Origin of the sequence: Methylophilus sp. (assembly GCF_052173275.1) — a bacterium.
Lineage (GTDB): Bacteria > Pseudomonadota > Gammaproteobacteria > Burkholderiales > Methylophilaceae > Methylophilus.
Window position 1 is genome coordinate 1927332 of record NZ_JBQMUL010000002.1, and the last position, 23906, is coordinate 1951237.

General features: G+C 52.9%; 17 protein-coding genes. 13 read left to right on the forward strand and 4 right to left on the reverse strand.

The window, feature by feature from the left end; translation table 11 throughout:
- Window position 1: 1 nt before the first annotated feature.
- The 3 genes from ACTS9Y_RS10625 to ACTS9Y_RS10635 form a co-directional block, all read right to left on the reverse strand.
- Entirely contained in the window at window positions 2–2443 is a 2442-nt protein-coding gene (locus tag ACTS9Y_RS10625; protein ID WP_442585898.1) for a TonB-dependent siderophore receptor, read from the reverse strand.
- A gap of 101 nt (window positions 2444–2544) precedes the next feature.
- Window positions 2545–3498 (reverse strand): FecR domain-containing protein, encoded by a 954-nt coding sequence (locus tag ACTS9Y_RS10630; protein ID WP_442585899.1) that lies wholly within the window; start codon window positions 3496–3498, stop codon window positions 2545–2547.
- Between the two features lie 3 nt (window positions 3499–3501).
- Window positions 3502–4008, reverse strand: coding sequence for a sigma-70 family RNA polymerase sigma factor (locus ACTS9Y_RS10635; RefSeq protein ID WP_442585900.1), 507 nt, complete (start codon window positions 4006–4008; stop codon window positions 3502–3504).
- A 228-nt stretch (window positions 4009–4236) separates the two neighbouring features.
- Between ACTS9Y_RS10635 and ACTS9Y_RS10640 the strand changes: the two genes are divergently transcribed.
- Together ACTS9Y_RS10640 and ACTS9Y_RS10645 are read left to right on the forward strand one after the other, a co-directional pair.
- On the forward strand, window positions 4237–6471 hold the full coding sequence (locus ACTS9Y_RS10640; RefSeq protein WP_442585901.1) for a TonB-dependent receptor domain-containing protein: 2235 nt from the start codon (window positions 4237–4239) through the stop codon (window positions 6469–6471).
- A 51-nt stretch (window positions 6472–6522) separates the two neighbouring features.
- Window positions 6523–7749 carry a PepSY-associated TM helix domain-containing protein gene (locus tag ACTS9Y_RS10645; RefSeq protein WP_442585902.1) on the forward strand — a complete coding sequence of 409 codons (1227 nt, stop codon included), beginning with the start codon at window positions 6523–6525 and terminating at the stop codon, window positions 7747–7749.
- A gap of 29 nt (window positions 7750–7778) precedes the next feature.
- Here the strand turns inward: ACTS9Y_RS10645 and ACTS9Y_RS10650 are convergent, their stop codons facing one another.
- Window positions 7779–9026: an OmpP1/FadL family transporter gene (locus ACTS9Y_RS10650; protein ID WP_442586943.1), complete on the reverse strand. Its 1248-nt coding sequence runs from the start codon at window positions 9024–9026 to the stop codon at window positions 7779–7781.
- Window positions 9027–9484: 458 nt separating this feature from the next.
- Here ACTS9Y_RS10650 and ACTS9Y_RS10655 point away from each other — a divergent pair, with 458 nt between their 5' ends.
- From ACTS9Y_RS10655 to ACTS9Y_RS10705, 11 genes are all read left to right on the forward strand, one after another.
- A complete protein-coding gene (locus tag ACTS9Y_RS10655) occupies window positions 9485–10012 on the forward strand; it encodes a sigma-70 family RNA polymerase sigma factor (protein ID WP_442585903.1) in 528 nt (175 codons plus the stop codon).
- Between the two features lie 4 nt (window positions 10013–10016).
- Window positions 10017–10997, forward strand: coding sequence for a FecR family protein (locus ACTS9Y_RS10660; RefSeq protein WP_442585904.1), 981 nt, complete (start codon window positions 10017–10019; stop codon window positions 10995–10997).
- A gap of 85 nt (window positions 10998–11082) precedes the next feature.
- The gene (locus ACTS9Y_RS10665; RefSeq protein ID WP_442585905.1) at window positions 11083–13482 is read left to right on the forward strand and encodes a TonB-dependent siderophore receptor; all 2400 of its coding nucleotides are present in this window, start codon (window positions 11083–11085) and stop codon (window positions 13480–13482) included.
- A 212-nt stretch (window positions 13483–13694) separates the two neighbouring features.
- A complete protein-coding gene (locus ACTS9Y_RS10670; protein WP_442585906.1) occupies window positions 13695–14246 on the forward strand; it encodes a sigma-70 family RNA polymerase sigma factor in 552 nt (183 codons plus the stop codon).
- Window positions 14222–15238: a FecR domain-containing protein gene (locus ACTS9Y_RS10675; RefSeq protein ID WP_442585907.1), complete on the forward strand. Its 1017-nt coding sequence runs from the start codon at window positions 14222–14224 to the stop codon at window positions 15236–15238. Before ACTS9Y_RS10670 ends, ACTS9Y_RS10675 begins: the two co-directional genes overlap by 25 nt.
- 86 nt (window positions 15239–15324) lie before the next feature.
- On the forward strand, window positions 15325–17781 hold the full coding sequence (locus ACTS9Y_RS10680) for a TonB-dependent siderophore receptor (protein ID WP_442585908.1): 2457 nt from the start codon (window positions 15325–15327) through the stop codon (window positions 17779–17781).
- 237 nt (window positions 17782–18018) lie between these two features.
- The gene (locus tag ACTS9Y_RS10685; RefSeq protein WP_442585909.1) at window positions 18019–18645 is read left to right on the forward strand and encodes a hypothetical protein; all 627 of its coding nucleotides are present in this window, start codon (window positions 18019–18021) and stop codon (window positions 18643–18645) included.
- Window positions 18646–19812 carry an efflux RND transporter periplasmic adaptor subunit gene (locus ACTS9Y_RS10690; protein ID WP_442585910.1) on the forward strand — a complete coding sequence of 389 codons (1167 nt, stop codon included), beginning with the start codon at window positions 18646–18648 and terminating at the stop codon, window positions 19810–19812.
- A gap of 2 nt (window positions 19813–19814) precedes the next feature.
- Window positions 19815–21770 carry a MacB family efflux pump subunit gene (locus ACTS9Y_RS10695; protein WP_442585911.1) on the forward strand — a complete coding sequence of 652 codons (1956 nt, stop codon included), beginning with the start codon at window positions 19815–19817 and terminating at the stop codon, window positions 21768–21770.
- Window positions 21763–23157: an efflux transporter outer membrane subunit gene (locus ACTS9Y_RS10700; protein ID WP_442585912.1), complete on the forward strand. Its 1395-nt coding sequence runs from the start codon at window positions 21763–21765 to the stop codon at window positions 23155–23157. Before ACTS9Y_RS10695 ends, ACTS9Y_RS10700 begins: the two co-directional genes overlap by 8 nt.
- A 208-nt stretch (window positions 23158–23365) precedes the next feature.
- Entirely contained in the window at window positions 23366–23905 is a 540-nt protein-coding gene (locus ACTS9Y_RS10705; RefSeq protein ID WP_442585913.1) for a sigma-70 family RNA polymerase sigma factor, read from the forward strand.
- Window position 23906: the final 1 nt, after the last annotated feature.

Below are 23906 nucleotides of genomic sequence, written 5' to 3' on the forward strand. Positions count from 1 at the left end.
TTTAGAATTGCAGGTTTGCCGAGAAGGCAACGGTTCGTGGAGCGCCTATGTAGTACGAATTCAACCAGTAGCTTTTATCAAACATATTGTTGATATTCAGGCGTAATGTGAGCGGGTGGTTAGACAGCATGGTTTTGTAGCGCGCGCCTATATCGGCCGTTACTACTGAGGGCAGGCGGTCGGTGTTGGCATCATCGGCATATTGCTTGCCAGTGAAATACACACCCGCTGTCAGGGTCAGGTCAGGCATCTCATCTAAGGTATATTCGCTATATATCTTGGCCAGCTGTTTTGCGACATTGATAGGTTCTTTGCCATCTAACGCTGATTTTTTAATGGTTGGGTCTAGCAAGGTCAACCCGGTGATGATGGTCCATTGATCTGTCAGTTTTCCTGTCGCGCCAAATTCAATGCCTTTATGATTTTGCCTGCCATCTTGACGATACAGATTACCTGCCCCGGTAATCTCTGTATATTGATATGCTTTCTCAATTTCAAAAATGGCTGAAGTAAGTAGCAGATTGCCAACGCTGGCTTTAATGCCTAACTCCTGCTGGCGGCTGACCATAGGTGACATCGTTTGGTTACGGTTTATATAGCTGACGTCATTGGGCGCGCGACCACCTGACTCCAGGCCTTCGATGTAGCTCAAATAGGAGGTCAGCCATGGTGCTGGCTTATATAGCAGCGAGGTGACAGGGGAGGTGCGGCTCTGATCGTAAGACGAAGATTGCACACCCGGGTCACTATAGCTATAGGATAACAGGCGGCTGCGATTGACGCCTGCAAGTACAGACCATTGATCGTTCAAGGTGATCAAATCACCAATGACAAAGTTCTCGTTGATATCCCGGCCTTTGGTAAAGTTGCCTGAGGTATCTGCAGCGAATGCAGGCTTGGTCACATAGCTTGGGCGGTCAAACGAGAATGGGCCAAAATTGAAGGATCCGCTGTTGTAATTAGATCCGCGAAACAGGTCTGAATTCATGTAGTAGCCGGTGGTTACCTTGTGCGCGACATTCCAGGTGTCAAAGTGAATATCGGCGAATAGCTGGCCGGCGTTGAACACATCACTAGAATCATCACCAGCGAGTGCCAGTTGGGTATAAGCCGTTGCTGAGGACGGGTAGTTATAAACGCCGGCAGATGCTTTACGGTCAATATAATCACGCATGTAAGCGCCTCGCAAACTGACATTATCGTTCAGCTGATAGTGAATCTTGCTCAACAGTTTGATATTGTGAAACTCATCACTCCCCCATTTTTGTGCCCATAGTCTATCGGCATCTGGCGCTGACGGGCGGGAGAGCCCCGGCGCGACAAACCAGTACGCAGAAGGCGCTTCAGTCCGGTAATGGTTGTAGATGGCATTCAGTTCCAGCAGCAGTTTGTCAGTCACCTGCCAGTCAATCGCGCCACTGACCAGTTCGCGTTGTATGCCTTGATGATCAATGGCGGTGCCGCCATTCTGCTTGACGATGTTAAGGCGATAACCTGCGTTACCTTCCTCGTCAATACGCCCGCCAAAATCACCATGCACGTAATACTGGTCACCGCCATAATTACCCACACTGACATTGTTTAAACGCGCGATAGTCGGCCGTTTATAAACAAAGTTAACCATGCCACCGGGGCTGGCGGCACCATACAGAAAACCTGAGAGGCCGTTAAGTATCTCTACGCGTTCTTTGTCCTCCATGGTCGCGGCGTGGTTGTATGGGCGACGCAGGCCATTTTCAGCGGTATTGTAACCATCAAAGCCACGAATATTGACATTAGGACTGAAACCGGTGATTTGAGGTGTGGTTGTTCGTGTCGAGGGATTGAGTTTATAGATATCATCTGGCGATTGCGCCTGGATATTCTGAATTAACTCCTGCGGCATCACACTGATGGCGAATGGCGTGTCTTGTAGTTTCATTTTAGCCAACACGCCCACTGAAGAAATACTATCCACTTTGTATCCCTTCGCTGCTTTGCCTTCTTGTTGCAATTGAACAGTGCTTGATGTTTCGGTCTTATCCGATACCTGTACATCAGGCAGTGTTTGCGGTTCATGGCTATTGCGGCTGTTATTGGCAGGTGCTACAGCTGGTGCCGGCGTCTTGATTAACGAGTATTGCTGGGATTGGTTCTTTTTGGCGGCCAGTCCTGAGCCTTCAAGCAATATTTCAAAGGCCTGTTCTGCAGTGTAGCTACCATGCAATGGCCGGGATTGCTTGCCCGCCGTTTGTTCAGGCGTGAAAGTCAAGGTCAACCCTGATTCGCTGGCTACGATCTGCAAGCTGGTGGCAAGCTCGCCTGCAGGAATATGATACTGCCTGGTCACTGGCTGAGATGCCTGGGTTGCGTCTGCAGCAAATGCTGAAAAAGTCAGGCCGGTATTAAATGCCAGCATCAAAGCCAGCTGCAATGTTTTTTGCTTATATTGGGGGTGATACATGATGATCCCTAACGGTGATTGAATGAATTACCAGTAGAGGTCACGTGAAAATTAACATCGGGCAGTCTGTGGCTTGTAAATTTTTGTAACTATTTCTTCGCTCAATTTGCAGCCATGATGCGCACCCAGTAGCGCGTGTAATAGACAAGTTTGACGGGCAAGGAGTTTGGTAGTGCAGCCAATGCCTGTGAGGTGTCGGCAATCGTGAAAACACCTGAGATTCTCAATTCAGATGCCGCTGCATCACAATCAATAAAGCCTGTCCGGTAACGTGCCAGTTCTTGGGCCAGGTCAGCCAGCCGCATATTGTTTGCAAATAACAACCCCTTTTGCCAGGCGCTAACCTGGGCAGGTACCTGACTAGTCATTTGTATCTGGTCAGTAGAGAAAGAAGTGTGTTCGCCAGCATGCACAACACGGGTATGACCTTGTTTGGTCACTATCCTGACTGCACCTTCCAAAACGCTCACTGCTGTTTTGTGGGCAGTGTGATAGACATTAAACCTGGTGCCCATCGGGTAAATGCTGCCATGCGCTGTGTAGACATGAAGTGGACGCTGCTCGCTGGGGCGATGTCCGGTCGTCACCATCATTTCACCGATGTGCAGGTGCAGCATCCGGGCCTGGTCCGTAAAGTGCACATCTACTGCAGTCCGGGTATTCAAAGCAATCTGCGTTCCATCTGCCAGCGTCATTTCTTTCATTTCACCGGTGCCGGTGGTGTAATCTGCCATTTGCAGACGCCATGCGTCTGTGTCGCTGGCGAGTAAACCGCCCCCCGCTACGACCCCAAAACCAAGCAATGCTTTTAATGCCGTGCGTCTGGAAGGCTTATGCAGCGTTGATAAGGTTTGATATGCCGTTTTTCCATGCAGACGATGCCATGAGGCGCTTATGCGATGGATATGTTGCCAGGCGCGTGCATGCTCCGGGTTTTCGCTCAGCCATTGCTGCAAGCGTTCTGCATCAGAGGCCGCGAATTTTTCATCCATAGAGCGTGTCAGCCATTCGGAAGCAGCTTTCGCCACATCTTCAGAAAATGGAGGGGTAGGCATACGTTATTCAGCCATGGAAAAAAAGCATTGCTGGTTAGCCCGGCTGATATATTGTTTGACTGAACTGGTGGAGACTTTCAATATGCTGGCGATTTCTGCATAAGACAGCTCTTCAAGATGAGCGAGCAAGAACGCTTGTTTGACACGGTACGGTAACCCACTTAATGCATGGTCGATTTGCTGTAACAGTTCTAACGCCATGGCATGCTCTTCCAGCGAAGGGGCAACGCTTTCTGGTAAGCCGGCCAATACCTCCAGATAGGCTACTTCAATCAGCTTTCTTCTGTGATAGTTTGAAACCAGGCGTCGCGCAATTGTGGCAAGAAAAGGTCTGGGCTGGCGAATTTCCTTCACATTATCGGCATGCAGGATATTTAAGAAAGTATCTTGCGCCAAATCTGCCGCTTGTTCGCTTTCCCTGACTCTTCCCCTTAACCAGCCTAGCAACCAGCGGTAGTGGTCACTGTAAAGCTTGTGAAAAACATGATTAGAGGTAGGTGAAGCAGACATAGCTATAATTTATGAATAACAATCATTATCAATTATAAAGAGTGTCTGCAGTTTTGTATATTGAGCGATTCAATCAGAAGAGCATTGAAAATACTGGGCTCTCAACATGGATTTTTGACTTTACGGTGTTTGATGTAAAAAATATCCAAAGGCACCTCAACATTTCTCAGCGCTCAAACGACATACCCATATCAGACTGATTTCAATCTCTTAAATATGGGAGTTTTAATGCAATTTCGCACTCAACAGACTAAGCACAATTTCTCAGCAACCCTCAAGCGCACCAGCCTGCTGGCAGTCATGCTCAGCCAGGCATGGCTAGTGCAGGCGGCAGATTTTGATATTCCTGCGCAACCTTTGGATAAAGCGTTAAACAGCCTGGCCAAGCAATCCGGCGAGCGTATTCTATTCTCGACCGACCTCACTGAAAACATCGCCGCCCCTGCGGTAAAAGGTAATTTAAATACCCGTGAAGCATTAAATGCGCTGTTGAAGAATAGCGGCCTGGTCTTGCAAGGTGATGCCGCGCAAGGCTATACCGTGGTTAAAAAGTCATCCACACAGTCACAAAGTCATGCAGACACATTGCCAGAGGTAGCGGTGACCGCCAAAGGTGAAAAAGCGTTGCCATTCAAAGAAGCGGGCACCTTGATCATTGATGAAGCCGCGCTGGCACGCAATAATCCGAGTGATGTGCGTGGTATCTTCAATGGTCAGCCTTCGGTGAAAGTCGGCGGGGCCACGCCCATGTCGCAAAAAGTCTATGTCAACGGTATCGAGGAAACCAATCTGGCGGTGACGATAGATGGCAGCCGCCAGAACAATAAGGTTTTCCACCATAACGGGACGACCTTGATCGATCCATTATTCATGAAAGCCGTGAGCGTGAACGCGGGTGTGGCACCTGCAGATGCCGGGGCAGGGGCGATTGCGGGTTCTATCGCCTATGAAACCAAGAATGCACGTGATTTCCTCACTTCTCCTGGCATGGGCGCTTATATCCGCTCCAGCTACAACACCAATGGCGATGTGTTCAGCCAGACACTGGCAGGCTATGGTGCTACAGAGCAACTGGATGGCTTGGCTTATTTAACTGTTGCCAACGGTAACCGCTTTGAAGCGGGCAATGGTGACAGGGTAGATGGTACTGCGACAGATCTGGTCAGTGGTTTCTTCAAAATCGGTGCGGAGGCCGAAGGTGGCCATCGCCTGCAATTAAGCCATGAGCGTGTGCGTGACAATGCGGTGCGACCATTCCGTGGCAATATCGGGTTCATTTCAGACAGGCCAGCCACAGAACCGCGTGTGCGTGATTATGAAATGATCCGCGACAATACGGTATTGCGATATACACAGGTGAATCCGGATCACTGGTGGAACCCGACAGCCGTGCTTGCCTACAGCAAAACTGAAATCACCGTACCTATCATCACGCGTTTTGGCGAAGAGCTTTACGATGGCACCGGTAAAACCGCCAGTTTTAACGGTAAGTTTGAGAACAAATTCCCCCTGGAGATCGGCACTATTGTTGCGGGTGTAGATTTCTACCGTGACCAGGCAAAATACCGTGATCCGTCAACGCGACCAGATGAAAAAGCCAGCAATAACGGTGCTTATGTACAGGCGCGGATCAACCCGTGGCAGCCTTTGCAGCTTTCCTTTGGTATCCGTAATGACCGTCATGAGCTGACCGGTACCCGGGGTGAAAGCTGGGAACACTCCGGTTTTAGCTCCAACGCTTCCGGTGAGTTATCAGTCATCCCTGAGCTGTTAACGTTGAAGGCGGGTTATTCAGAAGTGTTCAGCGGTAGCCAGATGGCAGAAAACTTCATCATGAACCCGTTGTGGAACTACGGCCGTGGCCCAAGAGCGACTAAAGCGGATAACTATTTTGTGGGTTTGCAAAGCCGTTTCTATGGCTTTACTGCCGATGCCAAAGTCTTTGAAACAAATATAGACGATGCGCGCGTCGCAAGATTCGCTCCCGGTAGCGCCAATTTAGCGCGCGATGTACGCACACGCGGCTACGAACTGGGCCTGGCTTATCAATGGGAGCAAAGCTTTGCGCGTGCGCGCCTGGCGGATATTGATGTCACCATAGATGGTGCCGCTACCGATAGCGATGCGGGTAATTACCTGGCCACACCGGTCGGTGAGATTTTATACCTGACGGTTGGGCATCATTTCCCATCTCTGAACCTGACGCTGGGTGGCGATGCGGAGTTTGCGCAGAAATACAAAAAAGTCAGCAATGGCACCCTGGATTTCCCATCGTATGAAGTATTCAATATTTATGCCGAATACCAGCCAGGCTGGGCAGTCAAAACCAAATGGCGCATAGATGTACGCAATTTGTTTGATGACACCTACGCAGACCGCGCCACCTACCAGGGCTTTAACACCGTGACCCCGCTGTTTCAACCTGGGCGCAGTGTGCTATTCAGTGTCGCCGCCACGTTTTAATCAAGGCTGGCAAAGCAGCATCGCAAACCCGATATTGAATGCAGTGATTTAATGCGTCAATTTTTTGTGCTGATCCATCGCTATACAGGGCTGGTCCTGGCCCTGTTTCTGATCCTGGCGGGCGTGACTGGCATGTTCATCGCATTTTATGATGAGCTTGAAAAAGCCTTCCATCCTGCATTCAGGTTGGTAGAGCCGCACCCTGGGCAAACGAAAATCAGCGCAGTCGCACTGGCCGGTCTTTTGCAGGCGAGATATCCAGAAGCGATGTTTAATCGTATCAACCTGCATCAGGCAGCCGGAGAATCCACTTCCTTCTATCTGCAACCCCGGCCCGGTAACAAAACCGGATTGGTGAATGATGAGATCTTCGTCGATCCGTATACCGGGCAAGTGCTGGCCGAACGTAAATGGGGCGATATTTCACAAGGCAGTATCAACTTGCTGCCCTTTTTGTACCGCTTGCATTTCTCGCTGGCATTGGACAAAACCGGCCGATGGGTACTGGGGATAGTGGCACTGATCTGGACGCTGGATTGCTTTATCGGTGCCTGTTTAACTTTCCCTTCCAGCCCGCGCAGAGCGAGCGTCCGATCGCAATCAAAAAGTCATTCCTGGTTAACACGTTGGTGGAAAGCCTGGAAAGTCCGCTGGCAGGGCGGCGCAGCCAAAGTGAATTTTGATCTGCACCGCGCCGGTGGTTTGTGGCTGTGGGCCATGCTGTTTGTATTTGCCTGGTCCAGTGTGGCCTTTAACCTGCGCGATGTCTATTACCCGGTGATGGGGGCGGTATTCGCCAAACAGCATTTTGGCGAAGATATCCCCAGGTTGCCCAAGCCTTTAATCAAGCCCACGCTGGATGTAAACGCTGCACTCATAACAGGTCGTGCGCTCATGCAGAAAGTCAGTGTTGCACATGCATTCAGCATTCATTATGAAACCAAGATCTACTATGATGCCGGTAAAGGCACTTATACCTATATCGTGAACTCCAGCCGCGATGTGTCTGAACAGTCGTCTAATACTGCCGTGATGTTTAATGCTGATAGCGGACAACAGTTAGCTGTTTATTTACCAACGGGTGAGGCGGCAGGTGATACCGTGACGCAATGGTTGCTCGCCTTGCATACTGCTAAAGTATGGGGGCTGCCTATGCAGATATTTGTCAGCGCCATGGGCTTGGGCGTCGTCGGTTTAACGGTGACCGGTGTGCGTATCTGGCTGAAAAAACGCCGCTCGCGCAGGCTGGTTCGCCAGCTCAGAAGGCCGGAGAGATAGGATCAGAGAGATAAGGCCTGGGCGCAAAGCTACCAGCGGCGGCTCAGCATAAAGTGCAGCACGATTGCCTCATTGCGGATTTCAGAGTCACCCAGCAATGCACTGTTGTATTTAACGCTGACCGGCAACATCCATTCTACGCCGCCGGTCATGAGCCATTGCTGGTTGATCTTGTGCGCGGCGCCGAAAGTCAGGTGATGTTCAAGTATACCTGCCAGTAAAGGACTGGAATTTTCACGTGGGATCGGGTTTTTGCCATAGTTGTGGCCGGCATAAATGGTGGTGCGGTCATCCCAGTTGTAAGCCACGCCGGTGGCGATCACCCACTGGTTTTTCCAATCGGCAGCCGATGGGGAACCATATACAGACGGCGCCGCCGGATTGTTCGGTTTAGTCGCGCGCAACCTCACGTCATCAATGGCATCGTCCCAATTGAGCCAGTTTAGTTTGAATGAAAGCAGCCAGTCATCCGCTGGTTTAAACGCCAGGCCTACAGCCACTTCGCGCGGCAGGGCAAAGCCTTTGACCGAGGCATCCGAATACTTTACTTTGCCTAATCCTGCCCCTGTAAAATCAGCCACCAGCGTGCCGCCGGTCAGTGGTAATTCGGTTTTTTCAGTATAGGTGGCAGCCAGGGTCAGGGTCGGCGAGACGCGATATTGCATCCCGAGTTTGAACCCGGTGCGCAACGCGGAGGCGTCCTCCAGTTTGTAACCGGCAAAGGCATTGCCGACTGAAGTATTGGCGAAAAAGTCCTGCTCTATGCTGGCATAGACGATGTTCAGGCTGGCGCCTAGTGAAAGTTTGTCTGTTACTTCGCAGCCGAAACCAGGGATGATTTTGGCAATGCCAAACAGTGAAGAAAGATCATCGCGGTTGCCAAATGGCGTGCGGATTTTATCGAACACGCCCCCGGCACCACCTTGTGCGAAAAAGCCTATGCCTGCCGTGCAGGATGAATTTTCCAAAGGCCGCGCATAGCCACCACCGCCAAGCGGGGTGTAACGGTTAGAAGCATGTTCTTCGTTCAGCGCGTCTTTGTGTACCAGATCAGTGGTGCGCAATATCGAGCCGAACATGTCCAGCAGCGGTGCCTTGATCTGTGTCAGCCCGGCCGGGTTGGTGTTGAGGGCGCTGGTATCCCGCGCCACTGCCACATCGGCACCGGCCATCAGGCTGGATTCGGCACCAAAGCCGATCAGGTTGATGCCGTTGGTAGCGTATGCAGCATGACTGAAGATAGTCATGGTCAGGCCTGTTATCAGGCGTCCCGTCATCAGGCTTAAAGTGGCGTGCGGAGTCATTGCGAACTTCAATTATTGCGATAAATATTATTTTCGCACAGTCGATTAACGCTGCGTTGTGATAACAGAGCGGTGATTACACTGTATTTATACCAAAGCAATAAAGATTTGCTGATAGGTGGCGGGTCAGTACAGGTTTTTCCTGGCATCCTGGCTCAATGCCAGATCAATCAGCGTGGCGGGGCCAATAGTTTGTATTGATCCCTGGCGATTTGCCCCAGCGAGGGAACGTCTTTTTTGCCGAGCTGCTTTTCGGGTTGCATTCGTCTGAGCGGCGTAACGCGGCTATGGAGGTGATTACGGTATATGAAAGCGTCATACGTTGTCCGTAAAGGTAAGTCAGCGCGTGCCTGGGTAGAGACTATGCAAACTGATTGTACATGTTAAAATGAGAATTATTATCATCTGTGACGTAAAGTCTGATTTTAAGTATGTCAACAAACGAGCGTGTATTGCAGCAAACCTTACATAGCCTTTACAGTGATCATCGCGGCTGGTTACAAAACTGGCTGCGAAGGAAACTGGGTTGTGGCGAGCAGGCTGCCGATCTGGTGCAGGACACCTTTTTCCGGCTGCTATCGCTTTCGCGCACTGACCTGGCGGCATTGCAGACACCGCGTGCCTATCTGACGACCACCGCGACACGCCTGATGATAGACAGAGCACGCCGGCAAAAAATCGAGCGGGCGTATCTTGAGGCGCTGGCACTGACGCAAGTAGATAATTTTGCGATTTCGCCTGAAGATCATCTGGAAGTCATCGAAACGCTGACTTTGATTGCTGCCATGCTGGAAAGCATGCCGGATAAGCCCAGACAGGCTTTTATGCTGAGCCGCCTTGAGAATCTCACTTATCCTGAGATCAGCCAGATGCTGGGCGTTTCCGTCAGCATGGTGAAACAATATATCGCCAGGGCCATGGTGCATTGCCATCACATTTTTTATGGTGAGGATGCCTGAGCAGATGCAACATACGGCGCCTTCTTTTTACTCCGACATGATCATGCAGGCAGCGGAATGGCACACGCAGTTACATGCGGAGGATGTCAGTGAAGCTGATCGTCTCGCGTTTAGTCAATGGCTGGCGTCAGATAGCCGTCATGCCACTGCTTTTGCGCAAATGGAAAAACTCTGGACCCATTTTGATGAGGTGCAGGATAGCGCGAGCAAACAGGCATTGACTGCCGTCATCAAGCCAGCAAAACGCAAACGCATCAAAGCAGCGGCCACGGTACTCTCTTTATTAGCGGTGATTCTGGTTGGCGGGATCGTTGCAAATAGCTTGCCTGCGCGCGTGATGCTGGCAGATTACCGTATGGGTACAGGTGAACAGCGCACGATTGAGCTGCCGGATCGCAGCCAGCTGACACTGGATACGCAGAGTGCAGTGAATATCCATTTCAGCCATGGTCAGCGCCGTATCGAGTTACTGCAAGGCAAGATACTGGTACAGGTGGCCAAGGATAAACAGCACCCATTCATCGTTGAAACAGTGGAAGGTACTGCGCGCGCACTGGGCACACAATATACCGTCCAGCGCCAGCACCAGGTCACGCGGGTGATGGTGATCGAATCCAGTGTAGAGGCGTGTGCTGCGCAGTCTGCATGTGTGACCTTAGTGCCTGGCGAGTCTGTGCAATTGCAGCGCGGCATGCCTTTGCGCAAAGGTGTGGCCGATATCCAGAATGAAACGGCATGGACGCATTTCAAGCTGGTGGCGGATGATATGCCTATCCCTGTCCTGCTGGGCGAATTACAGCGCTATCACTCCGGTCATCTGCATTTTGATGCCGCTGCGTTGGCACAAGTACATGTCTCAGGCGTATTTGCGCTGGATGATACGGCGCACACCCTGAATTTATTAGCCGACACCACGCCTGTCACCATCACCCAGTACACGCCCTGGTTAACCTTGATTAAACCGGTGCCAAAGCGCGTAGATTAAAAATATGGCCTTGCCACTGTCTCACTCCCTGTGTTGTGCGTCATGACTAGTACACACAACAATTCATCAGGGAGTTTTTATTTCTATGCAGTGGTTTCATTTCAAACAAAAGCCGGTGGTGGTTGCCTTGCAGTTGTTGCTGGCATGCAGTTCTTTGACTTTACTCAGTGCATCACCACAGGCTTATGCCGACACTGGCAGCCAGGCTGACAGTGCGCAGGCCTACGATATTCCGGCCGGTTCGCTCACGCAGGTGCTGAACAAATTTGCGCAGACTGCCGGTGTGGTGCTCTCGTTTGATCCGGCGCTTACAGCTGGCAAAACCAGCGAAGGGCTCAAAGGCAAATATACGCTCAAACAGGGCTTTGACTCACTGCTACAGCCTGTCAGCCTGCAGGCCACGCTGGCAGCAGATGGCGGTTACACGCTGAAGAAGTCGCCAGTGGGCAATATATCCTCGCAAGCCGATGTGTTGCCTGAGGTGCTGGTGAAGGATAGGCAGGAAAAAACAGCGACCACCGAAGGCAGTCGCTCCTATACCTCAAACGTGGTGACCATAGGCAAAGGTGAACAGCGCCTGCGCGATATCCCGCAATCGATCTCTGTCATCACCCGGCAACGGATCGAAGACCAGAACCTGACCACAGTTGCCGAGGCCATGCAACAGACCACCGGCATCACTGTGGTGAACTATGGCAGCAATACGGCCGGTATTTCCATGCGCGGTTACGGCCTGGATACCATACAGATTGATGGCATCCCGGTGCAAGATAGCCAGGGCGCCTGGGGTACCAGCTCGCAAGACTTGACCACTTACGACCGCATTGAGGTGTTGCGTGGCGCGGCTGCCTTGCTGCAAGGTACCGGTGAGCCCGGCGGCACAGTCAACCTGGTAAGAAAACGTGCGCTGGCGGACACTGCGGTGAAAACACGCATGCAAGCGGGCTCTTGGGATAATTACCGTGGCGAGCTGGATGTCTCCGGCGCGCTGGATAGTGAAGGTAAAGTGCGTGGCCGCGTAGTGGCGATGTACCAGGATAAACACTCATTCGTGGATTCTGACTACATGCGCAAGCCACTGCTGTACGGCACGCTGGAAGTAGACCTGACTGCCAGAACAACCCTGTCAGTTGGCGCAACCATTACCAGTATGGATTCGCGCCCCACCTTTGGTTTGCCTACCTATGCCGATGGCCGGACAGCCGACATCAATCGGGCGACTTTTATTGGCTCTGGCTGGGACAACAAGCACGAAAACAATAACCAGTATTTTGTCGAGCTGGAACATCATCTTGACCAGGGCGGTGAGTTCAAACTGCGCGCCAGTGCCATTGATCGTAAATTTGGCCTGGAAACCAGTGCCTTTGGCGATTCATATATCGATGGCTCAGGCAACTTTGACCGTATCCTGCTCGGTAGCAAGGGCAAAACCAGCGATTATGGCCTGGACGCTTACCTGAGCCAGCCATTCAATGCCTTTGATAAACAGCATCATGTGCTGGTGGGGTTTAATACGCGGGTCTTTAATTCCAGCACCGCCTACGCACAGGTGTTTGGCGCGACACAAAATATCTTTACACCGACGCACAACATCGCCAAACCAGACTTTGTCTATGACCCGGCAGATGAGTATCAAACCCGGCAAACCGGCTTATACGGCCAGACCCGCTTGCAACTGCTGGAAAATACCCGCTTGATCTTAGGCGGGCGTCTCAGCAACTGGAAAACGACCGTCAAAGGCAACCCGGATGGCAGCGACGAGTTCACCAACCAGTTCACGCCGTATGTCGGTCTGGTACAAAGCCTGAATGAAACCTACGCAGTGTACGCCAGCTACAGCGATATCTTCCAGCCGCAGCAGTATAGCCTGGGTGCGGATAACAAGATGCTGAAACCGCGTACCGGCAAACAGTATGAAGTGGGTGTCAAAGGCGAGCTCGATGGCGGGAAACTGAATATGCATGCCGCCTTGTTCCGCATTGATGACGAAAACCGTGCCATGACAGACCCGAATAACCCGCTGTATTCGATCTCGGTAGGTGAAGTCCGCAGCCAGGGTGCCGAAGCGGAAATCAGCGGCCGCTTGAGTGAGCAGTGGGAATTATTCGCCGGTTATGCTTATCTCGAGACCAAATACCTGAAGGCGGAAGATGGCTTGCAGGGGCTTGTGTTCGCCACTGCCACCCCAAAACATAGTTTTAAACTATGGAACAAATACCGTCTGTCTGACCTGTGGGCGATTGGCGGCGGGCTGGATATGAGCAGTGGCGTCTATGCTTATGATGGCACCAATAAATGGGAGCAGGGCAGCTATACGCTGGCATCGGCACAAGTCAGCTACCGTATCGACCCGAAATGGGACTTGAGCCTTACCGGCAATAACCTGTTTGATAAAAAATATTACTCGCGCCTGGATGGCTGGTCGCGGCAAACCTATTTTGGCGAACCCCGTAGTGTGATGTTGACTTTGCGCGGCAGTTTTTAACACATTGTTTTCATCTGCACAATGAAGTCTCCCGGCGTTTGATCTGTGCCGGGAGATGGCAGCTATTCAATCCACCATGATCCAGCACTTGCTTGATCTGCTTTTTCATATCAAATCTATACCTGGCTAGGGCTGGCCTATGCTTAGCGTCGCCATGACGCATGCGCGTTTTTAAAGATTGATCAATATCATTTTGTCATTCATGTGATAAAATGAGAATCATTATCATTAATGGCTTTAACGGTTTAGTCGGTATGTCAGCAAGCGAGATTGTCCTGCAGCAATCAATAGAAACGCTCTATTTAAATCATCAGTCGTGGTTAAAAAGCTGGTTGCGGCGGCAGTTAAGTTGTACTGAAAGTGCAGCAGACCTGGCGCAGGATACTTTTTTGCGTGTACTGGCTGCGCGTAATGCCAGTCATATCGTGGAGCCTCGCGCTTATCTCACCACGGTTGCCCGCCGGGTCATGATGGATTATTTTCGCCGCGCTGCACTGGAACGCGCTTATCTCGAAGCGCTGGCAGCCATGCCGGAGTCGGTGCAGATGTCTCCTGAACAGCGCACTATCCTGATTGAAACCCTGTGCGAGATCGATGCCATGCTGGATGCACTAGGCGCGAAAGCGCGCCAGATTTTCCTGTTATCGCAGCTGGACGGCTTAACCTATGCCGAAATTGCCGTGCAGATGAATTTGTCTGTCAGTTCAGTCAAGAAATACATGGCAAAAGCCATTGAGCATTGCCTGTTATTTTCCATGGTATGACACCCACTATCCCGCATCCTGAGATTGCCCGCCGGGTACTGCGTGAAGCCGCAGGCTGGTATAGCCAGCTTTGCGCAGGCGAGGTGACACCAGAGCAAAATGCTGCCTGGCAGCACTGGCTGGCTCAAGGCTGGGAGCAGCAATGGGCCTGGTCACGCATAGAACATTTACAACAACAGATGCAACTGGCACCTGCGCCTATGACGCGTCAGGTATTGCAGGCCGGTAATGCTGCCATGCAGGCACGCAGGCGCACGCTGCTGAAAAGTCTGGGCGCATTTGGCCTGGCCATGCCGCTGGCCTGGGTCGGCTGGCAAACACAACCATGGCAACCCATGCTGGCTGATTACAGTACCGCAACAGGCGAGCGACGCGAATGGCTGCTGGAGGATGGCACGCGACTGGTGCTCAACACCGATAGTGTGGTCAATGTTTCTTTCAATGCACAGACACGCATGCTGCATCTGGTGCGCGGTGAAATCTATATTGAAACCGGCCATGCCGATCCGCAGCGCAGACCATTGATCATACGCACGGCACAAGCGCATCTACACCCATTGGGCACCCAATTCCTGGTGCGGCAGCAAACAGCCTCTACCTGGCTGGGTGTCAAGCAACATGCCGTGGAAGTGACTCCGGTCAATGGGTCTCCTGTGTTTCGTGTAGATGCCGGTCAGCAAGTGACAGTACATGCACAGGGGGATGTGACCCGACAAGCGTTGAGCGGGCAGGAAGCCAGCTGGCTACGTGGCATGCTGATCATTACTGATTGGCGCCTGGCTGATCTGGTCACTGAATTAAGCCGCTATCGTCCTGGCGTCTTGCGTTGTGATCCACAACTGGCAGCGCAGCGGATTTCAGGCGTTTTTCCGCTGGACCGGCCAGAAGTAGCCCTCGAAGCCATCCAGACCGCGTTGCCGCAAGTGCGTGTCGAATATTTCACTCGTTATTGGGTCAATTTACGCCCCGCTGTATCAGTCTTTTCTCAATAAAACTGTAAAAAATCATTTTTGCATTGTCCCTTTTTATTTCTCGTCCGACCTATGTGATGAAAACATTCATTCAACAGGGAGACGAAATGCGTATCAAACAATCAACCCGCAGACCGTGTGCGTACATACAGCAACGTGTGTTGCATGCATTGCTGGCAACCACATTAGGAGCGGCTATTCTGCCTTTGTCGGCTAACTGGTCATTTGCCGTAGCCGCGGAAAACGAAGCGACACACAGTTATGATATTCCGGCAGGGCCACTGGATAGTGCACTGGGACACTTTGCCAGTGAGGCCGGTGTGGTGTTGTCATTTGAAGCCGATCAGGCAAAAAACCTCACTACAAAAGGGTTAAAAGGCCATTACACGACAAAACAAGGGTTTGACGTATTGCTGCAAGGCAGTGGCTTGCAGGCGATTGATGTGCAGCCTGGGCGCTTTACGCTCAAGGCTGTGCCAGCCAGTCAATGGCAGAAGTCTTCAGTAGATACCTTGCCTGAAGTAAAAGTGGCTGACCGTGTCGAACGTGATGGCATCACAGAAGGTAGCAAGTCGTACCAGGCAAAATACACCAGCACGGCGACCAAACTGGCATTGTCGCCAAGAGAAACGCCTCAGACCATTGCGGTAGTCACCCGTAAGCAAATGGACGATTTCGGCATGACATCCGTGGATGATGCGCTGAAGACAGCCAGCGGCGTGTTTGTCTATGAACGGGGCGCGAACGGCAATGACTATTACAGCCGCGGCTTTGTCATGCAATCACAGTATGACGGTATGCTTAACCCAACGGGGATCAGTGACTCTAACCGTAACCCGCTGATCGATAATGCGTTTCTGGATAGGGTGGAAGTGTTGCAGGGCGCCACTGGTTTACTGAATGGCGCAGGCTCTCCCGGTGGGACCATCAACCTGGTACGCAAGCGCCCCACACAGGAGTTCCAGGCGCGGGCGGAGGTGCAGTTGGGCACGTGGGATCAGCGCCGTCTGGTAGGCGATGTGTCAGGGGCATTGACTGAGTCCGGCAATGTACGCGGACGGTTGGTCGCGGTAGTGGATGACGGTAATTCATTTGTTGATCATGCCTTTAATAACAGGCAAGGCATCTACGGCGTGCTGGAAGCGGAGATCACCCCCACCACTTTGCTGACGGCCAGTGTGCAATACCAGAAAGACCTGGGACGCAACCATCTGGGAGTGCCTTATGCGGCAAACGGCAGGGATGCAGGCCTCAATCGCTCGTCCTTCTTTGGTAATCCTGATAGCCATAACGATAAGGGTTACACACTTTATACGGTGGGGATAGAGCAGAAACTGTTTGATGACTGGCGATTGAAAGCCACCTATATGCGCGGTATGACTGATGTATACCAATCCAAAGATAGCTGGCTGAGTGGCCGGCTCAATCCCGCAACAGGTGCGGGGTTACGTCTCTTCCAAAACGTTAAGCTGACGCGTGATATACAATCGGACGCCCTGGATGTGCATGCTTCCGGACCGGCGACATTCTTCGGGCGTACGCACGAACTGACCGTGGGGATGAACGGCTCCAAGCTGCGTTCTGAAACCAAGGGCACGGACTATATGCTGGCCGCCACCATTCCCAATGCTTATGCGTTTGATCCTGCCAGCATAGTGACGCCTGCGCCTGGTGGCACCTACGGCAGTGATGATGTGACGCGTCAGCACGGCATGTTTGCCGTAGGTCGTTTTAATCTGAGTGACACACTTAAGATGATTCTGGGCTCACGCGTCAGCTGGTATAGCTTTACCGATCTGGCAGGTCCTGCGAGACAGACCGAAAGCGGTGTGGTCACACCGTATGCAGGGCTGGTCTATGATCTTGATGACCAGTATTCCATCTACACCAGCTATACCGATATTTTCAAGCCGCAGGATTTCCGGAATGCCAGTGGGGGACGGGTAGACCCGGTAGTGGGCAGAAATTACGAAGCGGGTATCAAGGGCGAGTTGCTCAACAAACGATTGAATGTGTCTGCTGCCCTGTTCAGGCTGGAGCAAACCAATCTTGCCAGGGTTGATACATCCGTCCCTTTTGACCCGAGCAATATTTGCCAGGGCAGCTGTTACAAAGCGGCAGACAAGATCGTGAGCGAAGGCGTTGACCTCAGCCTGAATGGTGAAGTCGCTGAAGGCTGGAATATATCTGCCGGGTATACCTACGTCTATAGCGAGTTTGCCAATGGTGAGCAAAAAGGTAACCGCTACATGACAACACTTCCCAAGCACAGTCTGAGCCTGGTCAGTTACTATCGTATCCCGAGCACAGACTGGAGCCTGGGCGGCAATATCCGTACCTATAGCCAGATTTACAACCATGATGCTGCCGACTATGACATCAAGCGTAGCGGTTTGACGGTGGTCGGCTTATCAGCCAGATATCAGATCAACAAGCAAACAGAGCTTAACCTGATCGTCAACAACCTGTTTGACCGCCGTTACTATGCCACGGTGGATAGCCTGAACTACACCACTTTTGCGGAGCCGCGCAAGATGATGGCTAACGTGAGGTACCAGTTCTAAGCAGGCATCTGCTAACAGCGTATGACTCGCTGTTTTCAGGTGAGCATTCACGGGCGATGGTGATAGATGCCATCGCCCTGTTTTTTTACTGGATGGCAAGCAAGGCGGTGATCGGGGGAAAAAATGCACTGCATCATTTTTTTTGCACTTAAAGGTGCCCCTTTTCCATTCTCGCGTGTCATTACCAGTAAGAGCGTCAATTTTTGATAATAATAAGATCGCAGGGAGCTATTTCATATGAACACCGCAATCGTTAAAACCAGTGTGCAGGCCATGGTGGTTCTGTGCCTGATCAGCAGCCTGACCGCCAAGGCAGATTATGTCTGGCTGGAACCCGGGCAGGAAGGGGTGCGTGCTTTTGTTGGCATGCATGAAGCGAATGTACAAGCAGATGTCGCGGCACTGAATAGCAGCCGCGCATTTGTGGCTGATGGCAAAGAACTGCTATTACAAAAAGAAAAAAACCATTTTTTGCTCGCGCCGGCAGCAGGCGATGTCAGATTCACTGCGCAGGTGGTCAGCCAGGGTGAAGTATTGAATTTTTACCAGGCAAAACTGGGGCGCAGTGAGACCAAGGCAGTCAATGATCTGGAACTGGTGCCCACAGAGCCGAATGGCAATGTATTCAAACTGGTTTGGAAAGGCAATGCCGTGGCCGCCTCGCAAGTCAATGTGAGCACCAGTGAGGGCTGGGTGCGCTCACTGAAACCGGCAGAAGACGGGGCAGTGACTTTAAAACCGTTGTTCCCTGGTTTGTATGTACTGGAAGTGACTGCGCGCGTGAACGGCAGCGCCACTTACCAGGGTAAGAAATATGAAGATGTGCGGCATACCGCCACATTGAGTTTTGAGGTGTTGCCATAAATGACATTGCGTCGATACAAATGGCCAGCATTGCTGGTGTTGATCATCCTGCTGGGTTTCACCTGGCGCTGGTGGCAGGTCAGGGCTGAGTCACCGTTCGAAACAGAAGTGGTCCAGCGTGGGGATATCGAGCATAACGTTACGGCAATAGGCACTTTGCAACCGCGCAGCTATGTCGATGTCGGTGCGCAGGTATCGGGGCAGATACTGGCCTTGCATGTGCAGCCTGGGGATGCGGTAGAAAAAGGCAAACTGCTGGCAGAGATAGACCCGCGGGTGCCGCAGGCGACAGTAGATGCCGGACGGGCAGCGCTGGCCGGGCTGCAGGCGCAACTTGAAGAGCAGGAGGCGCAATATGCGTTTGCCCTGCAACAGCAGGCCAGGCAGCAGCGCATGCATGCAGATGGCTCGACGCGTGCCGAAGATGTGCAGCAGGCAGAAGCGACCATGAAGACCGCTGCCGCGCGTATCAAAAACCTCAAGGCGCAGATTGTGCAAACACAATCCACCTTGCAGGGGAACGAGGCGCTGCTTGGCTTCACACGCATCTATGCGCCCATGTCGGGCACAGTGGTCTCCATAGAGGCAAAAACCGGCCAGACGCTGAACGCGACTTACCAGACGCCTACGCTGTTGCGTATTGCTGATCTGTCATCCATGACGGTGTGGACAGATGTCTCCGAGGCGGATGTGCGCTATGTGAAGCCAGGCATGGCGGTTTATTTTAAAACCCTGGGCGGCGATGTGCGCCGCTGGAACGGTACCGTGCGGCAGGTGTTGCCAGCGCCGCCCAAACCGGAGACGACCAGCGGCGCGACCAGTCAGGCAACAGCAAGCAATAAGGTTGTTTTGTATACGGTGCTGTTTGATGTGGATAACGCGGATGGTGAGTTAATGCCGCAAATGACCGCGCAGGTTTCATTTGTGGTGGCGCAGGCAAAACAGGTGGTCCTGGCGCCTACCAATGCCCTGGCTGCGGTTGAGGGTCAGCCGGGTAAATTCAAAGTACGGGTGCTGAATAAAGCAGGCAAAGTAGACTGGCATGAAGTGCAGACCGGGGTACGGACACGGCTACGTGCGGAGGTCGTCTCCGGCATGGCAGAGGGTGAGCAGTTGATCATTGCGGATAAGCCGCCACAAGCCAGCCCCTGGAAGTTCAAGTTTTGAATATGGCCCAGCCATTGATCTCCTTGCGTGATATCCGCAAGCATTACGGCGGCGTTGACCAGCCGCGCGTAGAGATCTTGCACGGTATTTCACTGGATATCCATGCCGGTGAATTTGTCGCCATCGTCGGTGCATCGGGTTCCGGAAAATCCACCCTGATGAATATCCTCGGTTGCCTGGATAAACCCAGCAGCGGGCATTACCACTTTGCCGGACGGAATGTTGCGCTGATGGATTCAGATGAGCTGGCCTGGCTGCGACGCGAGGCATTTGGTTTTGTGTTCCAGGGGTATCACCTCATCACTACCGAGACAGCGCAGGAGAATGTGGAAATGCCAGCCCTGTATGCTGGCATGACTGAATCTGCACGCGCTGAGCGTGCCAAGACTTTGCTGACCAGGCTTGGGCTGGAAGAGCGCTTGCAATACCGGCCACAGCAATTGTCCGGCGGCCAGCAGCAACGTGTCTCCATCGCCCGCGCCTTGATGAATGGTGGGCATATTATTCTGGCAGATGAGCCAACCGGCGCGCTGGATTCACGCAGTGGCGAAGAAGTCATGTGCCTGCTGAATGAGCTGGCAGACGCAGGCCATACCATTATCCTGATCACGCATGACCGTGATGTGGCTGCACGCGCCCGGCGTGTGATTGAGATCCGTGATGGGCATGTGATCAGTGATACAGGGTTTGCCAGCACAACGGCAGACGATACGACTGAAACCAGGAAAATCCCTGCACTGACCTTTGCCGCCGGGGATAGCGGCATTCAATGGCGTGGCGACATACTGGAAGCCTGTCGCGCGGCCTGGCGCGTGATGTGGGTCAATCGCTTCCGTACCGGGCTGACACTGTTAGGCATTATTATCGGTGTCGCTTCGGTGATCGTCATGCTGGCCGTAGGCATGGGCACCAAAGAGCGGGTAGTCGCTGAGTTGGGCGCGTTTGGCACCAACCACATCTATGTCTATCCCAAGCGCGAGAGCTCGCGTATTCCGGGGCGCGGCATCAGTGCGACCGATATAGAAGCACTGGGGGATTTGCCGCAGATCAGTTATGTATTACCTAATTTTTCCGGCAGTAAAGTAGTGCGGTTTGGCAATGAAGATGCACAAACGCGCATTAAAGGGTCACGCGCTGCCATGTCACGCATGCTGTCGTGGCCGGTGATCAAAGGCTCATTTTTTACCGAAGAAGATGATGCACGCATGGCCACGGTCGCGGTGATGGGACAGCGCTTGGTGCAGAACCTGATGCCGGATATCGAAAACCCGATCGGTGAAACCATACTGATAGGCAATGTGCCGTTTCAGGTAATAGGTGTGCTGGCTTCCAAAGGTGCAGTCACCGGTGATCAAAGTGATGACGACCTGGTCATTATCCCCTATTCAACAGCGAGCCTGCGCGTGTTCGGTGAACGTGAGCCCAGCTATGTCACGCTGGAAGTCAAAGACATGGCGGTGATAGATGCAGTGGCAGAGCGTGTGGAAAGCTTGCTTTTCAGCCGTCATGGTGTGCGTGATTTTCAAATCGAGAACGCGGCGGCCTGGATCGCGGCACAAGCCAAAACCCAGGATAGCATGGGTTTTATGCTCGCCCTGATCGCTGTCGTGTCACTGGTAGTGGGCGGCATAGGCGTGATGAATGTCATGCTGATGACGGTGCGCGAGCGCACGCGCGAGATCGGTATCCGCATGGCAACGGGCGCCCGCCAGCGTGACATCCTGCAACAATTCCTGACCGAGGCGGTGCTGGTGACCACGGTGGGTGGTGTCACAGGCGTAGTCATCGGTTTATCCATAGGTATCGCACTGGTCTTGTTTGGCATGCCGGTGATTTTTTCACTGACGGCGATACTGGGTGCTTTTTTCTGTTCAGTGGTGACCGGCCTGGTATTTGGTTTTATGCCAGCACGCAAGGCCGCCAGCCTGGACCCTGTGGTGGCGCTAGCGAATGAATAATATGAACTCTACTCTGTTGATACCCCTGGCAATGCTGCTCGCAGCATGCAGCCAGTTAAAGCCTTTGCAACTGAATGCGGACGATGGCCTGACCGTGGTGCCTGCTCAATGGCGACACCAGGCGGATGTTGCGGATGCAAAGCTGGAGCGCGACTGGTGGCAGGCATTTGGAAATACAGCGCTGGATGATCTGGTGCAGCGTGCGCAAACAGCCAATTACGATATTGCCGCAGCGGTCGCACGCGTGACGCAGGCACAGAAGCTGGCCGTAGTGGCAGGCGCGCCCCTGTTGCCTGAAGTGGCAGCCACCGCCAGTGCCGGGCGTCAGCGCAGGTTGGGGGGCGGGAGTGATGCGTCTGCTTTAAGCAACTATTCTGCTGCCCTGGTGGCCAGTTACGAAATTGATTTCTGGGGCAAGAACCGCTCGGCTTATCAAGGTGCGCTGGCCAGGGTGGATGCCACGGTGTTTGACCGCGACAGTGTGCGCTTGTCTATTACTGCCAGTGTGGCCAATACCTGGATGGAACTCACCGGCCTGCGCGAACGGATATTGATTGCGCAGCAGAATCTTGAAAATGCTGAAAAAGTGCTTGGCCTGGTGCAATCGCGCTACCGTGCGGGTGCGGTCAATCAGCTGGCGCTGGCCCAGCAACAAGGGCTGGTGGCCTCACAACGCCGTATCCTGGCATTACTTAAACAACAGCAGGGCAATACCGAGGCGATTCTCGCGACCTTGCTCTCCCAGCCGCTCACTGAATTGCCGCTTGGTAATAGCTTGCTGGCAGAGGTACAAGTGCCGCCGGCCAGCACCAGTTTGCCCGCCAGCCTGCTGGTGCGCAGGCCGGACATCGCCAGTGCTGAGGCCGCATTGCTGGCTGCACAGGCGGATATCCAGGTAGCGCGTGCAGTCATGCTGCCCAGCATCACGCTGAGTGGCGGTGTGTTGAGCCGCGGTGATCATTTAAGCAATGTGCTGGATAACCCGCTTTACAGCCTGGCCGCTGGCCTGGCCGCGCCTATTTTTAATGCGGGGCGGCTGGCGGCGCAGCGTGACGTGGCCATAGCACGCAGGCAGGAACTGCTCGCCAATTACCGGCAGACCATTATCGCGGCGTTTGCCGATGTGGAGGCTGCACTGAACCGTATCCGCGGCCTGGAGCAACAGGCGGTGGCCCAGTCCGAAGCGCTGGAAAATGCTGAACGCGCATTCAGCTTCGCCCAGTCCCGCTACCAGGCCGGGGCGGAAACCATGCTGACTTTACTGGATACCCAGCGTACGCTGTTTACAGCGCAGGATGTCAACGTGCAGATCAGGCAACAAAGGTTGCAGGCGTCGATTGATTTGTATCGCGCACTCGGTGGAGGATGGGCGCGGCCAGCCAGCTGATTAGGTCCGGCGGACAGGCTCTGTAGCCGCTGTGAATGAGCACTCACAGTTTGATTCAGTCTGTCATACTCAGACTGCATTCACGTAGTGCGAGATTTTGGGTTATAATGAGAACCATTATCATTTGATGTATCATGCTTGCTGGTTCCCGGATATCAGTCATAGGGCCTGCATTTTTTCATATGACTCCTACGTCCATTCAATACCCATGTCAGACCAACAAGCGCCCTCGCATTTAAATTCCTCACATTTAAATCCCAGGCATTTAACCCTGGCTGAACTGTATCAGGCGCACCATGGCTGGCTGGTGACTATGCTGCGGCGCAAACTCAGTTGTAGTCATCAGGCGGATGACCTGGCACAGGATACCTTCACCCGCATACTCTCCTCGCGCAGTGAGGTGGCCGAGATCAAAGAGCCGCGGGCTTTCCTGACTACCATCGCCAAGCGATTACTGGCTAATTACTATCAGCGGCTTTCTCTGGAGCAGGCGTATATGCAGGCCCTGGCCGTGCTGCCTGAACCAGAGACTATCTCGCCTGAGCAACGCTTGCTGATTCTGCAAACCCTGCATGAGATAGACGCGATACTGGATGGGCTGTCTGAAAACGCCAGGCGGGCTTTCCTGCTCTCGCAACTGGAAGGGCTGCCCTATGACCAGATCGCGCAGCAGCTGCATATTTCAACCCGCACCGTGAAACGTTACATGGCGCAGGCATTTGAACAATGCCTGCTGGCCATGCTGTAGG

What these genes read in the sequence shown, in the direction of transcription:
- ACTS9Y_RS10625 (WP_442585898.1), bottom strand. Translation starts at nt 2,443, where the DNA reads ATGTATCACCCCCAATATAAGCAAAAAACATTGCAGCTGGCTTTGATG.
- ACTS9Y_RS10630 (WP_442585899.1), bottom strand. Translation starts at nt 3,498, where the DNA reads ATGCCTACCCCTCCATTTTCTGAAGATGTGGCGAAAGCTGCTTCCGAA.
- ACTS9Y_RS10635 (WP_442585900.1), bottom strand. Translation starts at nt 4,008, where the DNA reads ATGTCTGCTTCACCTACCTCTAATCATGTTTTTCACAAGCTTTACAGT.
- ACTS9Y_RS10640 (WP_442585901.1), top strand. Translation starts at nt 4,237, where the DNA reads ATGCAATTTCGCACTCAACAGACTAAGCACAATTTCTCAGCAACCCTC.
- ACTS9Y_RS10645 (WP_442585902.1), top strand. Translation starts at nt 6,523, where the DNA reads ATGCGTCAATTTTTTGTGCTGATCCATCGCTATACAGGGCTGGTCCTG.
- ACTS9Y_RS10650 (WP_442586943.1), bottom strand. Translation starts at nt 9,026, where the DNA reads ATGACGGGACGCCTGATAACAGGCCTGACCATGACTATCTTCAGTCAT.
- ACTS9Y_RS10655 (WP_442585903.1), top strand. Translation starts at nt 9,485, where the DNA reads ATGTCAACAAACGAGCGTGTATTGCAGCAAACCTTACATAGCCTTTAC.
- ACTS9Y_RS10660 (WP_442585904.1), top strand. Translation starts at nt 10,017, where the DNA reads ATGCAACATACGGCGCCTTCTTTTTACTCCGACATGATCATGCAGGCA.
- ACTS9Y_RS10665 (WP_442585905.1), top strand. Translation starts at nt 11,083, where the DNA reads ATGCAGTGGTTTCATTTCAAACAAAAGCCGGTGGTGGTTGCCTTGCAG.
- ACTS9Y_RS10670 (WP_442585906.1), top strand. Translation starts at nt 13,695, where the DNA reads ATGAGAATCATTATCATTAATGGCTTTAACGGTTTAGTCGGTATGTCA.
- ACTS9Y_RS10680 (WP_442585908.1), top strand. Translation starts at nt 15,325, where the DNA reads ATGCGTATCAAACAATCAACCCGCAGACCGTGTGCGTACATACAGCAA.
- ACTS9Y_RS10685 (WP_442585909.1), top strand. Translation starts at nt 18,019, where the DNA reads ATGAACACCGCAATCGTTAAAACCAGTGTGCAGGCCATGGTGGTTCTG.
- ACTS9Y_RS10690 (WP_442585910.1), top strand. Translation starts at nt 18,646, where the DNA reads ATGACATTGCGTCGATACAAATGGCCAGCATTGCTGGTGTTGATCATC.
- ACTS9Y_RS10695 (WP_442585911.1), top strand. Translation starts at nt 19,815, where the DNA reads ATGGCCCAGCCATTGATCTCCTTGCGTGATATCCGCAAGCATTACGGC.
- ACTS9Y_RS10700 (WP_442585912.1), top strand. Translation starts at nt 21,763, where the DNA reads ATGAATAATATGAACTCTACTCTGTTGATACCCCTGGCAATGCTGCTC.
- ACTS9Y_RS10705 (WP_442585913.1), top strand. Translation starts at nt 23,366, where the DNA reads ATGTCAGACCAACAAGCGCCCTCGCATTTAAATTCCTCACATTTAAAT.